Origin of the sequence: Bradyrhizobium sp. WBAH42 (assembly GCF_024585265.1) — a bacterium.
In the GTDB taxonomy this organism is placed as follows: domain Bacteria; phylum Pseudomonadota; class Alphaproteobacteria; order Rhizobiales; family Xanthobacteraceae; genus Bradyrhizobium.
Map to the genome: position 1 here is coordinate 3053647 of NZ_CP036533.1, position 14209 is coordinate 3067855.

The following is a 14209-nucleotide window of genomic DNA, read 5'->3' on the forward strand; positions in this document are numbered from 1 at the left end:
GCATGATTTCGTCGCAATCGCAGATCGTACGCCCGCGCTCGATGATCACCTCGATGACGTTCTGGTTCGGTATGTACGCGGCCTGTTAGAGGCCTCTTCCGCCAGCTTCGATTGGGCCAAGGTTTTGGCCGAGCGTCCCGATCGCTTCGTTTCCCAAGTCAAAATCAGTCTTACGTGACGCCGTTGCGGCCTTCGGGCCGACTTGCGTCCATCGATGGAGCCGGCCCGCGCGAAGCGGCCGGATGATGCCATGACCGCTCTGTCCAAGAAGCCTGCGGCGATTCGCGTCGTGCTTCCCTTCGTGTTCAAACATTGGCTGAAGCAGCCGGGGCGCGGCCTCGTCGTGGCCGGCGGCCTGCTCGGCGCAACCGCCGCCGATTTGTTCATGCCGGTCTTCTCCGGACACCTGATCGATGCGCTGACCCGCGGTCCGTCCGACCCCGATGCGCGGCACGCGGCGCTGGTCGCGTTCGGCGCCATCGTGGCGCTGGGCGCGGCCTCGATGGTGCTGCGGCTCGCGGGATTGCAGGCGATCGTGCCGTTCACGCTGCAGATCATGTCCGAGGTCGCGCAGGAGGCGTTCACGCGCGTGCAGCGCTTCTCGACCGACTGGCACGCGAACTCCTTCGCCGGCTCCACGGTTCGGAAGATCACCCGCGGCATGTGGGCGCTCGACCTGCTCAACGACACGCTGCTGCTCGCGCTATTGCCCTCGTTCGTCGTTCTGATCGGCTCGATGATCCTGCTCGGCCTGCACTGGGTCTCGCTCGGCGCGGTGATCGCGCTCGGCGCGCTGGTCTATGTCACCATGACGGTGCTGTTCTCGACCCGCTACGTCGCGCCGGCCGCGCGCGTCTCCAATGCCTGGGACACCAAGGTGGGCGGCACGCTGGCGGATGCGCTGACCTGCAACGCCGTGGTGAAATCCTTCGGCGCGGAACTGCGCGAGGACGCGCGGCTCGCCCGCGTCATCAACCGCTGGGGCGTGCGCGTGCGGCGGACCTGGTTTCGCTACAACTACACCGCCATGGCGCAGCTGACGCTGCTGCTGGGCTTGCGCGCCTCGGTGATCGGCGGCTCCGTTTTGCTGTGGGTCTCCGGCTACGCCTCGCCCGGCGACGTCACCTACGTGCTGACGAGCTACTATGTGATCCACGCCTATTTGCGCGACGTCGGCATGCACATCAACAACCTCCAGCGCTCGGTCAACGACATGGAGGAGCTGGTGGCGATCCACGACGAGCCGATCGGCATCGCCGATGCGGCCAATGCGCAGCCGATCGCGATCGAAGGCGGCGAGATCGTGTTCGACGACGTCACGTTCCACTATGGCGGCCATCGTGCGCCGCTCTATGACGGGCTGTCGCTGACGATCCGCGCCGGCGAGCGGGTCGGCCTCGTCGGCCGCTCCGGCTCCGGCAAGACCACCTTCGTCAAGCTGGTGCAGCGGCTCTATGACGTCACCGGCGGCCGCGTGCTGATCGACGGGCAGGACATCGCGCTGGCCACGCAGCAATCGCTGCGCAGCCAGATCGCGATCGTGCAGCAGGAGCCGATCCTGTTTCACCGTACGCTCGCCGAGAACATCGCCTATGGCCGGCCCGGCGCCAGCTTGGAGGCGATCGAGCAGGCGGCGCGGCTTGCCAATGCGCACGACTTCATCCTGCGCCTGCCGAAGGGTTACGGCACCCTGGTCGGTGAGCGGGGCGTGAAATTGTCGGGCGGCGAGCGGCAGCGCGTGGCGCTGGCGCGCGCCTTCCTGGCGGATGCTCCGGTGCTGATCCTGGACGAGGCGACCTCGAGTCTCGATTCGGAATCGGAGGCGCTGATCCAGGAGGCGATGGAGCGGCTGATGAAGGGACGCACCTCCATCGTGATCGCGCACCGGCTGTCGACGGTGAAGAGCCTCGATCGCATCCTGGTGTTCGACCGCGGCGAGATCGTCGAGCAGGGCACGCACGGTCTGCTCGCGGCCAAGCCCGGCGGCATCTATCGCAGCCTGTTCGAGCGCCAGGTGGTGGAGCTCGGAGAGATCGCAGCAGCGGAATGACGCGCGTGGCCGGTGGACGAATGCCGGCCACGTCGCGTGGGGATGGAACGACATGAAAGACCTGACACACGGCTCTATCGTGAGACACATCCTGGCCATGGCGCCGCCGATCATGGTCGGCATGATCTCGATCATGATCTGCCAGCTGGTCGATCTGTATTTCGTATCTAGCCTCGGCGATGCGGCGGTTGCCGGCGTCGCCGCGGCCGGCAATGCCGGCTTTCTCGTCAATGCCTTGATGCAGGTGCTCGGCGTCGGCACGGTGGCGCTGATCGCGCATGCCGTGGGACGCAAGGACCGGGCGGATGCGAACCTGATCTTGAACCAGGCGGTCGTGCTGTCGGTGCTGGCCGGCCTCTTGACCCTCGTGATCGGCGCAGCGCTGTCGCGCCCTTACATGCGTTCGGTCGCGGCCGACCAGGCCACGGTCGAGGCGGGGACCACCTACCTGTTGTGGTTCATGCCGGCGCTCGCGCTGGAATTCGCCATGCAGGTGCTGGCTTCGGCGCTGCGTGCGACCGGAATCGTGCGTCCCGCGATGGTCGTGCGCGCGCTCGCGGTCGCGATCAATATCGCATTGGCGCCGGTGCTGATCTCGGGCTGGGGCACGGGCTGCGCGCTCGGTGTCGCCGGCGCGGGGCTGGCGAGCTCGATCGCAGTCGCCGTCGGCGTGCTGATGCTGCTGGCCTATTTCCGCAAGGTCGAGCGCTACGTCGCCTTCAACGCGGCGCAGTGGCGTCCGCAGCCGCGGCACCTGATGCGCATCCTGAATGTCGGCCTGCCGGCCGGCGGCGAGTTCGCGATGATGTTCATCTTCATGGCGGTGGTCTATTACGTGCTGCGCGACTTCGGCGCGGCGGCGCAGGCGGGCTTCGGCATCGGGCAGCGCGTGCTCGGCCTGATTCAGATGCCGGCGCTCGCGATTGCGCTGGCGGCCGCGCCCATCGCCGGCCAGAACGTCGGTGCCGGCAACGGCGCGCGGGTGCGGGAAACCTTTGTCAAGACGGCGCTGATCACCACCGTCGTGGCGGTCGGCTTCATGATCCTCGCGCAGCTGAAGCCGGAGCTGCTGCTGGCCGGGTTTTCCAACGACCGGGAGACGATGGCGATCGCCTTCCTGTTCCTGCGGATCATCTCGCTCAACATGGTGGCGCAGGGCCTCATCTTCACCTGCTCCAGCATGTTCCAGGGCCTCGGCAACACCAGGCCTGTGCTGGTGAGCTCGGTGACGCGCGTGTTCACCTATTCGCTGCCGGTGCTCTGGCTGTCGACGCGGCCGGGTTTCCGCATCGAGCATGTCTGGTATCTCTCGATCGCGGCGACGACGCTGCAGGCCGCAATGAGCCTGTGGCTCATGCGCCGCGAGTTCGGCAAGCGCTTCGCGTCGCAGGACGAGGCCGCGAAGGCAGTGGAAGCCGAGCCGGTCGCGCCTCCGGCCCGTGCTCCCGCGTAGCGAAAGTGACATCCCTCCCACGCCTCCCGCCAGCTTGCGGCGCCGTGGGGCTAATGCGCGCCAAGGCTGTTCCAGACGAGAGTGAGGCCCGACAGAAACAAGAGGCCGAGCACGACATCGCCGAAATGCTTGTCGTTCAGCGCGTGATAGACGCGCGCGCCCGCCCATGCGCCGATCAAGGTGCCCGGAAAGGCGACGGCCGCGAGCCAGACCACTTTGAGCTCGACGAGACCCGATGCGGTCTGCAGCAGCAGTGCGGTGGCGAGCACCGTGAAGTTAAAGAGCTGGAAGATGCCGCGCCGCTCGTGCTTGTTCCAGCCGCGGATATTGGCCCACAGGATCGGCAGCGGTCCCGAGAGCCCAGCGAGGCCACCAAGAATGCCGCCGGCAAAGCCGACCGCGCCGTCGGCAATCCGGCCGCCGGATTTGATCGCGAGCGACCTCTTGTTCAGATAGAGCGCCGTAGAGAAAATCAGGATCAGCACACCGACGCTCAGCTTGAACACTTTTGGATCGGCCGAGGCCACCATCATGGTGCCGAGCGGGACGCCGAGCAGGCCGCCGATCAGGAACGGCCAGACCAGCGAGAGGTTGAAGCTCTTCCACATCGAGGGCAGCGTCGAGGTCTGCGCGATCACCGAGCAGATCAGCACCAAGGGGACCGCGAGCGAGGGCGGCAGCACATAGAGCCAGATGCCGAGCGCCATCAGCGCCGTGCCGAAACCGGCCAGTCCCGAGACGAAGCCGCCGGCGAGCGCGCCGAGCAGCAGCAGGACGTAGGTGAGCGTTTCCAACAGACTGTCCTTGTCGCCAGGGGCGATCCCGAGCTGATCGCCACGGCTCGCATAACATGCCTGCCGGCATGCAGGTCAATCCGTGCCGCATGCAAGCGTGATCTGCGGCGCTCCATCGCCGTCATCGTCGATGATCTAGACGATCTGCCTGGTGTCGGCAGGCTTCTGCAGCGCGCCGACCAGGATGCGCAGCGCCTCCGTCAATTCCGATCTGTTTCGGGCCGCGCCCAGCGAGACGCGTGCCGCCTGCGGCGGTGCCCCGTCGACGGTGAAGGCATCGCCGGCGACGACCGCAAGCCCGTTCCGCAGAAGATGTGCGGCGAGATCGGGTCGCTCTTCCGGCAGTCGCAGCCAGAGATGATGCGCCGCGGGCCTGGCCAGGAACTGAAAACCTTTCAGCGCGCGTTGCGCGAGCTGCTGGCGGCCGACGGCTTCGTTGCGGATAGCGCTGATGATGCGATCGGCAATGCCGCCTTCGATCCAATGCGTCACCAGCGCGACCATCAGGGGCGCCGGCATCTGCACGGTCGCCTGCAGGGAGGTGCGCATGTCCCGCTGCGCGCCACTGTCGGGGGTCACCAGATAGGCAACGCGCAGCGCCGGCGCGATGCATTTTGACAGCGTGGTCGCAAGATATGTTCGCTCCGGAATGAGGTTCGCGATCGGCGAGGCCGCGCGGTCGAGCAGCCCGTAGGCGTCATCCTCGATCAGGATGGTGCCGGCATCGCGGATGATCTTCGCGATCGCGCCGCGCCGCTCGGCGGAAAGCGTCGCCGTGGTCGGATTGTGCAGCGTCGGAATGAGATAGACGGCTTTCGGCTTGTGCACGCGGCACGCCTTTGCCAGCGCATCCGGCAGGATGCCGTCCTCATCCATGGGGACACCGACGAGCTTGACGCCGAGCCGGGCCGCGGCGGCCTTGATGCCGGGGAAGGTGAGGGCTTCGGTCAGCACGGTGTCGCCGGGCCGCGCAACATGGGCGAGCAGGTTGAAGAGGATCGTCTGTGCGCCGGGAAAGATCACCAGCCTATCGGCCTGCGCATGCGCGACGCGGGCGCGCATCCAGCGCGCCGCGACCTCGCGCTCATGCGCGCTGCCGCCGGGCGGCTGGTAGTTGAGATACGCCGTCAGGCCCGATTGCGCGCGGAGGGCTTCCAGCCCGGCGATGATGCGCTCGTCGAGCTGCGCCTCCAGCGGGTGCGGCGGCACATTCATCGACAGGTCGATCGCGACCGGGTGCGGCAGGTCGACCGCGCGCCGCGCGCTGGTCTCCGACACGAACGAGCCCTGTCCGACGCGAGCTTCCATGATGCCGCGGCGCCGCGCCTCGGTGTAGGCGCGCGTCACCGTGGTGAGGTCGATGCCGAGTGCTTTTGCCAGCGCACGCTGCGTCGGCAGCTGTTGACCGCGCACCAGCCTGCCGGCGGCAATATCGGCCTCCATGGCCTCGACGATCCGCTGATAGCGCGGGCCCGAAAGCTCCGAGATTGTAGGGATCCATTCCATGCAATTTGGGCCCATAACCTTTGAATGTAGGCATGCAAGATATTATTGTATGGATCGTCGAAAAGGAAGAGGTGTGGGCATGTCTGTCTCTCTGGCAACGGTCTCTCTGGCCAAGGCGATGTGGCGCGGTTTCAGCGGCAAATGTCCGCATTGCGGGGAAGGGCACATGTTCGGCCGCTTCCTGAAGGTGGCGGAGGCTTGCGACCATTGCGGCGAGGAGCTGTTCCACCAGCGCGCCGACGACTTTCCCGCCTATCTCGTGATGGTCGTGGTCGGTCATCTCGTGGTGCCGGCGATCCTCGCGGTCGAGACCGCCTACGCGCCGCCGGAATGGCTGCAGCTCGCGGTATGGCTGCCGGTGACGCTGTTCGCCTCGCTCGCGCTGCTGCAACCCACCAAGGGTGCCATCGTCGGCCTGCAATGGCAGCTCGGCATGCACGGTTTCGAGGCGGGCAAGCTGCGGCGCGAAGCCGGCGAGCTTGCGCCGGTGCTGGTGAAGGACACGCGCGCCGCGTAAGCAGCGTTTACATCGCGCGGCCGGCCGCTACACTCCGTCGTATCAAACAAGAACGATGGAAACGCCGATGGCCGCACGCGCGAAGACCTTCCTGCTCTGTCATGGCGCATGGTCCGGCGGATGGGCCTGGAAGAAGATGCACCCGCTGATGGCGCAGGCCGGCCACCGCCTGGTGGCGCCGACCTACACCGGGCTCGGCGAGCGCGCGCATCTGGCGAATCCTTCGGTCGATCTCGACACGCATATCCAGGATATCCTCAACGTCATCGCTTTCGAGGATCTCAACGACATCGTGCTGCTCGGCCACAGCTACGGCGGCATGGTCGCGACCGGCGTCGCCGACCGCGCGCGCGAGCGCGTGACGCAGCTGATCTATCTCGATGCCTTCGTGCCGCGTGACGGCCAGTCGCTGTTCGACCTCAACGAGGGCGGACGCGAGCCGATGCGCAAGGCAGTCAGCTCGGGCGACGGCTATCGCATCCCGCCGAACCCGCCGCCGCCGGATACCGCGCAGGCCGATCTCGACTGGCTCAATGCGCGGCGCGTCCCGATGCCGATCAAGTGCTTCGAGACGCGCTTGAGGCTCGAGCACGGCGAGCCGGCGATGCCGCGCAGCTACATCTATTGCACGCGCCTTCCGCCCGGCGATGTGTTCGGGCGGTTCGCCCAGCGCACGAAGAGCGAGGAGGGCTGGCGCTATGTCGAGCTCGACGCCAGTCACGCGCCGAATGTGACGGCGCCGGAGGCGTTGATGAAGGTGTTGAACGAGATCGTCGCGTAGCTCACAGCCGTCATTCCGGCTCGCGAAGCGAGAGCCCGGAATCCATCAGGCAGCGGAGTCGGTGGATGAATGGATTCCGGGTTCGTGCTGCGCACGCCCCGGAATGACAGCAGCCCAAATTGGTGAGGGGTCCGATGCGTTAGCATCGAACCCCTCGTTGCTTCCTTAGCAAGACGCGTTTTCTTCACGCGAACCGGAAACCTACTTCGCTCGAAAACGCTTTAGAGCATCAGCCGGCCTGTAAGCCGGGTTCTGTAGGGCACCGTCCACTTGCGCGAACGATACGTGACGGCCATTCCTCTGGGACCATGTTTGCACACGGCCTCGAGCAACCTACCCGGACGGCGGGCCTGACATCGCCCCGCGGTGTTATCGCTTTCGCGAACAGCCCGCTTAAGCCGTCCCTATTCGGTTTTGCTCCCGGTGGGGTTTGCCCTGCCGGCTCCGTTGCCGGAACCGCGGTGCGCTCTTACCGCACCTTTTCACCCTTACTTCCTCCGAGGAGGGAGCGGTTCGTTCTCTGTGGCACTTTCCCTGGGGTCACCCCCGCCGGACGTTATCCGGCACCGCATGTCAAGGGAGCCCGGACTTTCCTCCCCGGCGGCCTTTCGGCACCTGCCGGAGCGGCCGTCCGGCCGACTGACGGCTTAGGCATGGGCATTTGTGACGGTTTCGTCAAGCCGATATCGCGAGGCACGCTCGGTCAGAAATAATTTATCGTGAAGATGTCGTTTGGCGCGCAACCCGTTCGACTGGATGCCGGCAACACAGCCGAACAACAGGAGTGAAGCGATGCAATACCTGCTGATGATCTACCAGAACGAGGTCGAGTACGCGAAGAACGACGCGGCGACCAGCCAGAAGATGCTGGCCGAATACCAGACCTTCACGCAAGCCATCATCCAGAGCGGCAATTTCAAGGCCGGCGACCGCCTGCAGCCGACCACGACCGCAACGACCGTGCGTGTGCGCGAGGGCAAGACGCTGACGACCGATGGTCCGTTCGCGGAAACGCGCGAGCAGCTCGGCGGCTATTACCTGATCGAAGCCAAGGATCTCAACGCCGCCATCGAGATCGCGGCGCGGATTCCCAGCGCACGCATCGGCTCGATCGAGGTGCGGCCGATCTGGGTGTACGAGAAGTGACGGCTCTCACCTTCGTCATTCCGGGATGCGCCGCAAGGCGCAGGCCCGGAATCCATATCCCCGAATCGTGGTCATGGATTCCGGGCTCGCGGCTTTGCCGCGCCCCGGAATGACGAGAGGGGAGTGATCGCGTGACATGACCCCTGGCGAGATCGACAAAATCTTCCGCGACGAGGCGGGGCGGACGCTGGCCACGCTGATCCGTCTCGTCGGCGATTTCGATCTCGCCGAGGACGCGCTCCAGGATGCGTTTGCGGTCGCGCTGGAACGCTGGGCGTGTGAGGTCCCCGACAATCCGCGCGCCTGGCTCGTCAATGTCGCCAAGCACAAGGTGATCGACCGCATCCGCCGCCAGGCCGTGTTCCGCGGCAAGCAGCAGGCGCTGGTGCACGAGCTCGAGCTGAATGCGCTGGGCCCCGACGAGCCGCCGGCGATGCTCGACGACGACATGCTGCGGCTGATCTTCACCTGCTGCCATCCCGCCTTCGCGCCCGAGGTGCAGGTCGCGCTGACGCTGCGCACCGTCTGCGGGCTGTCGACGGCGCAGGTGGCACGCGCCTTCCTCGTCGGCGAGGAGGCGATGGCGCAGCGGCTCGTCCGCGCCAAGCAGAAGATCAGGCTTGCCGGCATCCCCTATGAGGTGCCGGAGCGCGAGGCGCTGGCGTCGCGGCTCGATGGCGTGCTCGCCGTGATCTATCTCGTCTTCACCGAAGGCTATGTCGCGACCGAGGGCGCGGACCTGATGCGGCCTGACCTGGCGACCGAGGCCATCCGGCTTGGCCGGCTGCTGAATCGGCTGATGCCCGATCGCGCCGGCATCAGGGGCCTGCTGGCCCTGATGCTGCTGCACGACGCGCGCCGCGCCGGGCGACAGACGCCGGCCGGCGACATCGTCCTGCTCGAAGAGCAGGACCGCGCGCTGTGGGACCGCGCGCAGATCGAGCAAGGCCTTCGTCTGGTGGAGGATGCGTTGCGCGTGCCGGGCCGCCCGCAGCCCTATGCGGTGCAAGCGGCGATCGCAGCGCTGCATGCGCGTGCGCCGAGCTTCGAAGCGACCGACTGGCCGCAGATTGCGGGGCTATACGAGGTGCTGCTGCGCATCAATCCGTCGCCCGTGATCGAGCTCAACCACGCCGCGGCGGTGTCGATGGTCGATGGGCCGGCGCGTGCGCTCGATCTCGTCGATGCGATCGCCGCGCGCGGCGGGCTTCGCGGCTATGAGCTGCTGCCCGCCGTGCGCGCGGATTTGTTGCGGCGGCTCGGCAGGACGAAGGAGGCACGCGAGGCCTATCGTGCGGCGACGGAAGCGACGCAGCTCGAGCCGTTGCGGAGGCTCTATGCGCGACGGATGAGGGAGATGGAATAGGGGCCTCACATGCCGTCATTGCGAGCGCAGCGAAGCAATCCAGGCTATCACCGCGGAGACAGTCTGGATTGCTTCGTCGCAAGAGCTCCTCGCAATGACGGCGTGTGCGGCTACGCCGTCACTTCGATGCGACCGGCGTTGCTTCCGCCGGCAGGCTCGCCAGCAGCGCCTGCAAGGTCGACAGCGTCGAGTGATCGGCGACGCCGTCCAGCCGCGCCGGGCGGAAATGGCGTTGGAAGGCGGTGACGACTTCCATCGTGGCAGCGTCGTACTTGCCGTTCAGGGGCACGCCATAGCCGTACCTTGCGAGCGCCTGCTGCATGCTCAGCACCGCATCGCTGATGGTGCCGAGCATCAGGCTGTCGCCGCGGACGATCGGTGCGGGCGTCACCCAATGGCCGACGCCGGAATTGGCCAGCGAGTGCCACGGAAATTTCTCGCCGGGATCCTTCTTGCGGGCGGGCGCGACGTCGGAATGGCCGAGCACCCGGTGCGCCGGCACCTTGCGGCGGAGCATGATGCCGCGGCACAGCGCGATCACGGCGGCGATCTGGCGCAGCGGAAACTCCGGATAGCCCCAGTCATGGCCGCGATTGATGATCTCGATGCCGATCGAGCAGGAGTTGATGTCGTCCTCGCCGGCCCAGGAGGAGACGCCGGCGTGCCAGGCCCGCTTGGCCTCGGGCACGCATTGCACGATGCGGCCGTCCTCCAGCACGACATAATGCGCCGACACTTCGGTGCCGGCGGTGCAGAGGCGCGCCAGCGCGCCCTCGACATCGGGCATGCCGGTGTAGTGCAGCAGGATCATGTCCGGCTGCCGTCCCTTGTTGCGCTCGCCATGGTTCGGCGAGGGGATGATGTCCGAGACGATCGAGGAATCGGGCTCGAACGTCCGCAGGCCCGCCACGGTCTTGGGAACCGGGAGAACGCGGTGACGCTTCGAATCAGATCCAGACGGCGTGGACGAACCGGAGGGCATGAGCAGCTCGGACGGACGGAGAGTGGGGCAAGCCCTTCTCTTTACTATTCCTTTACCGCCCATCGCGCGCAATCGCGCGGCGCGGTTAACGGATTCATTTTGGCGATGTGTGTGGATGAAGCATCACTGCCCTCGTTACCTTTTCCACTTGTCACGAACCGAGCAACGCTTTCTTAACGCTAAGGGCCGTTACTGAGGGATGAAGAGCCGACCCGCGTCCGGAGGCGGCCAAAGCGTATTTTGGCTCGAAATCCCATGGCTGCCCGACAAATTCCACTGGGAACACCGGGTTTGTGGCCCGGGACGGCCGGGCTCGGTAACCATGCTGGACAGGGGCTTTGTCGTGGAACCGCCGCGACGCGTAATGATTCGAGGCGTTATGGGCTTGTTCGGCCCCGATCTCGCTTGGGTATCGGGCCGGGCGGTCGGCAGGCGTTGCGCATGAGCACGGCTCCGCACATTCCCGTTCTTGGCCGTGAGGCCATCGCCCATCTCGCCCCGCGCGAGGGCGGCGTCTATGTCGACGCCACTTTTGGTGCCGGCGGCTATAGCCGCGCGATCCTGGAAGTGCCGGGAACCCGACTCATTGCCATCGATCGCGACCGCACCGCGATTGCCGGGGGTGCCGAACTGGTCGAACGCTCCGCGGGCCGGCTGACGCTGGTCGAGGACCGCTTCTCCAACCTCGCCGAGGTCTGCGCCGCGCAAGGCGTCGACGGCGTGGTGATGGATGTCGGCGTGTCCTCGATGCAGCTCGACCAGGCCGGCCGCGGCTTCTCCTTCCGCCTCGACGGTCCGCTCGACATGCGGATGGGGCAGGCAGGCCCGACCGCGGCCGACGTCGTCGCCCGCGCCTCCGAAGGCGATCTCGCCGACATCATCTATCTCTTCGGCGAGGAGCGGCATTCGCGCCGCATCGCCCGCGCCATCGTCGCCGACCGGCAGGAAACTCCGTTCACGACCACGCGCGCGCTCGCCGATCTCGTCGGCAGGGTGGTGCGATCGAAGCCCGGCGACATTCACCCGGCGACGCGGACGTTCCAGGCGCTGCGCATCTTCGTCAACGAAGAGCTCGAGGAACTCCAGACGGCGCTCGCTGCCGCCGAGCGCGTGCTGAGGCCCGGCGGCCGCCTCGTCGTCGTCTCGTTCCATTCGCTGGAAGACCGCATCGTCAAGAATTTCCTCTCCGAGCGTTCCAAGACCGGCGGCGGCTCGCGGCATCTGCCGGAAGTCGCGCAAGTCGCGCCGAGCTTCCAGCTGCTCACGCGGCGGCCGGTCGTCGCCGGCGAGGACGAAGTTGCGCACAATCCGCGCGCGCGCTCGGCAAAGCTGCGCGCCGCCGAGCGCACCGCGGCGTCGGCGCATGAGACCGATGAGGCATCGTCCTGGCCGAAGCTCGCCGACGTGATGAGGGGCGGCTAGCGCATGCGCATCATCCACCTCCTTGTCATCGGTGCGCTGATCTTCGCAGCCGCCCATGTCTACCGCATCAAGATGGACTCCACGGCACGCACCGAGAAGGTGCTGCGGCTACGTGCGGAGATCCACGAGCAGCGCGATGCGATCGCAGGGCTGCGGGCCGAGTGGGCCAAGCTCGATGCGCCTCACCGCCTGCAAGGGCTGTCCGACCGCCATCTGCACCTCAAGCCGGTCAACGGCACCCAATATGATTCGCTGAAGAACCTGCCGGAACGTCCGCCGCGGATGTTCAGGCCGGGCGAGCCCGATCCGATCGGGGCCATGCTCAAGACCATCGAAGCCGCGAGCGATCCCGACACGGTGACGGGCTCCGTGCCTCAGCGCGAGGACAAGCAATGAGCCCGGCAACGCCTGCAAGACCAACCGAAAAAACGGCCGAGCGGTCAGTTGAACCTTGGCGGCGGCGGCTGATCCGAAGCCTGCTCTACGGGCGCAACGTCGATCGGGCCGAGAAGGCGCGCGCGCGCGTGGGGCTTGCGATGCTCGCCTTCGCTTCGGTCTATGCTCTGATCGGCGGGCGGCTCGTGATGTTCGCGATCGGCGCCGACGCCCACAGCGCGCGCCGCGCCGCGGCGCAGGAGGTGGTTGCGACCGCGCGGCCCGACATCGTCGATCGCAACGGCGCCATCCTTGCGACCGACGTCAAGGCGGCGAGCCTGTTCGGCGAGCCGCGCCGCATCATCGACAAGGACGAGGCGATCGAGCTCTTGACCGCGACCATTCCCGACCTCGACGAGGCCGAGGTGCGCGAGCGCCTGAAGACGCGCAAGGGCTTCGTCTGGCTCAAGCGCGAGGTCACGGCGGCGCAGCAGCAGGCCGTCCACAAGCTCGGCATTCCCGGCATCGGCTTCCTGCGCGAGAACAAGCGGGTCTATCCGACCGGCAACGAGGTCGCCCACCTCATCGGTCTCGTCAACATCGACAACCAGGGTATCGCCGGCCTCGAGAAGTGGCTCGACAATCAGGGCCTCGCCGATCTCCACCGCGCCGGCTTCGCCACCGACCGGTTGCAGAAGCCGATCGAGCTCGCGGTCGATCTGCGCGTCGAGCATGCGCTGCGCGACGAGCTCGTGAAAGCCAAGGACAAGTTCCACGCCAAGGCCGCCTCCGGCATCGTCTCCAACGTCAAGACCGGCGAGATCGTGGCGATGGTCTCGCTGCCGGACTTCGACCCCAACAATCCGAAGGAAGCGCACGACCCCGATCGGATCAACCGCCTGACCACCGGCGTCTACGAGATGGGCTCGACCTTCAAGGCGTTCACGCTGGCGATGGCGCTCGATTCCGGCAAGATCAATCTGAACTCGATGTGGGACGCGCGCGGAAACCTGCACTACGGCAAGTTCACGATCCACGACAGTCATCCGCTCGGGCGTTTCATCAACACCAAGGAAGTGTTCACCTACTCCTCCAACATCGGCGCGGCGCGGATCGCGCTCGGCCAGGGCGTGGAGGCGCACAAGGCCTTCCTCGCCAAGATGGGCCAGATGACGCGGCTGCGCACCGAATTGCCGGAGAGCGCGGCGCCGCTCCTGCCGCGGCGCTGGAGCGAGCTGAACACGGTCACCGCTGCGTTCGGCCAGGGCCTGTCGGTGGCGCCGCTGCAGGCGGTGATGGGCATCAACGCGCTCGTGAACGGCGGCTATCTGATTCCGCCGACATTCATGAAGCGCAGCGAATCCGAAGCGATGGCGATGGCCAAGCGCGTCATCAAGCCGGAGACCAGCGACAAGATGCGGTTCCTGATGCGGCTCAATGCTGAGATCGGCACCGCCAAGACCGCCGACGTCAAAGGCTATTACGTCGGCGGCAAGACCGGCACGTCCGAGAAGGTCATCAATGGCCGCTACGCCAAGAAGCGCGTCCTCAACTCCTTCACGGCCATCCTGCCCTGCGACGATCCCAAATATCACGTCCTGATCATGCTGGACGAGCCTCAGGCGATACCTGAAACGAAGGGCTTCATCACCTCAGGCTGGAACGCGGTGCCGACCGGCGGCAAGGTGATCGAGCGGATCGCGCCGCTTCTCGGCGTCGAACCGCGGTTCGACCTGCCGCCGTCCGAGCGCCTTATTCTTGCAGCATCCAGGACAACCCAGTAATCAACCGGGTGGGCCATCGCCGGTGCTGAGTCG

12 protein-coding genes and 1 other RNA gene are annotated in these 14209 nt (G+C 66.4%); 9 read left to right on the plus strand and 4 right to left on the minus strand.

The features are described 5' to 3' along the window. Positions 1–250 precede the first annotated feature (250 nt). Entirely contained in the window at positions 251–2050 is a 1800-nt protein-coding gene (locus DCG74_RS14280) for an ABC transporter ATP-binding protein (RefSeq protein ID WP_172787229.1), read from the plus strand. A 52-nt stretch (positions 2051–2102) separates the two neighbouring features. After that, a complete protein-coding gene (locus tag DCG74_RS14285; RefSeq protein WP_172787230.1) occupies positions 2103–3503 on the plus strand; it encodes an MATE family efflux transporter in 1401 nt (466 codons plus the stop codon). Between the two features lie 50 nt (positions 3504–3553). Here DCG74_RS14285 and DCG74_RS14290 read toward each other — a convergent pair whose 3' ends face one another. Together DCG74_RS14290 and DCG74_RS14295 are read right to left on the minus strand one after the other, a co-directional pair. After that, entirely contained in the window at positions 3554–4297 is a 744-nt protein-coding gene (locus tag DCG74_RS14290; protein WP_172787231.1) for a sulfite exporter TauE/SafE family protein, read from the minus strand. Positions 4298–4432: 135 nt separating this feature from the next. Beyond that, on the minus strand, positions 4433–5803 hold the full coding sequence (locus tag DCG74_RS14295; protein ID WP_172787232.1) for a PLP-dependent aminotransferase family protein: 1371 nt from the start codon (positions 5801–5803) through the stop codon (positions 4433–4435). A 79-nt stretch (positions 5804–5882) separates the two neighbouring features. On the opposite strand from DCG74_RS14295, the gene DCG74_RS14300 reads away from it, so the two are divergent. Both DCG74_RS14300 and DCG74_RS14305 read left to right on the plus strand, forming a co-directional pair. Continuing rightward, positions 5883–6320: a DUF983 domain-containing protein gene (locus DCG74_RS14300; protein WP_373569521.1), complete on the plus strand. Its 438-nt coding sequence runs from the start codon at positions 5883–5885 to the stop codon at positions 6318–6320. Positions 6321–6387: 67 nt separating this feature from the next. Beyond that, on the plus strand, positions 6388–7101 hold the full coding sequence (locus DCG74_RS14305) for an alpha/beta fold hydrolase (RefSeq protein WP_172787234.1): 714 nt from the start codon (positions 6388–6390) through the stop codon (positions 7099–7101). Between the two features lie 225 nt (positions 7102–7326). Here DCG74_RS14305 and rnpB read toward each other — a convergent pair. Beyond that, an RNA gene (gene rnpB, locus DCG74_RS14310) (RNase P RNA component class A) lies at positions 7327–7744 on the minus strand. Positions 7745–7893: 149 nt separating this feature from the next. Between rnpB and DCG74_RS14315 the strand changes: the two genes are divergently transcribed. Together DCG74_RS14315 and DCG74_RS14320 are read left to right on the plus strand one after the other, a co-directional pair. Then, the gene (locus tag DCG74_RS14315; RefSeq protein ID WP_172787235.1) at positions 7894–8247 is read left to right on the plus strand and encodes a YciI family protein; all 354 of its coding nucleotides are present in this window, start codon (positions 7894–7896) and stop codon (positions 8245–8247) included. 136 nt (positions 8248–8383) lie between these two features. Further along, positions 8384–9613 (plus strand): RNA polymerase sigma factor, encoded by a 1230-nt coding sequence (locus DCG74_RS14320; RefSeq protein WP_172787236.1) that lies wholly within the window; start codon positions 8384–8386, stop codon positions 9611–9613. A 118-nt stretch (positions 9614–9731) separates the two neighbouring features. Here DCG74_RS14320 and DCG74_RS14325 read toward each other — a convergent pair whose 3' ends face one another. After that, on the minus strand, positions 9732–10595 hold the full coding sequence (locus DCG74_RS14325) for an N-acetylmuramoyl-L-alanine amidase (RefSeq protein WP_172787237.1): 864 nt from the start codon (positions 10593–10595) through the stop codon (positions 9732–9734). A gap of 441 nt (positions 10596–11036) precedes the next feature. Between DCG74_RS14325 and rsmH the strand changes: the two genes are divergently transcribed. Genes rsmH through DCG74_RS14340 form a run of 3 tightly spaced genes read left to right on the plus strand, consistent with a single transcriptional unit; the run spans position 11037 to position 14176 of the window. Then, positions 11037–12017 (plus strand): 16S rRNA (cytosine(1402)-N(4))-methyltransferase RsmH, encoded by a 981-nt coding sequence (rsmH, locus tag DCG74_RS14330; RefSeq protein WP_172787238.1) that lies wholly within the window; start codon positions 11037–11039, stop codon positions 12015–12017. A gap of 3 nt (positions 12018–12020) precedes the next feature. Then, the gene (locus DCG74_RS14335; RefSeq protein WP_172787239.1) at positions 12021–12413 is read left to right on the plus strand and encodes a hypothetical protein; all 393 of its coding nucleotides are present in this window, start codon (positions 12021–12023) and stop codon (positions 12411–12413) included. Beyond that, positions 12410–14176, plus strand: a complete 1767-nt coding sequence (locus DCG74_RS14340; RefSeq protein WP_172787240.1) for a penicillin-binding protein 2 — start codon at positions 12410–12412, stop codon at positions 14174–14176. Before DCG74_RS14335 ends, DCG74_RS14340 begins: the two co-directional genes overlap by 4 nt. The last annotated feature ends 33 nt before the right edge of the window (positions 14177–14209 follow it).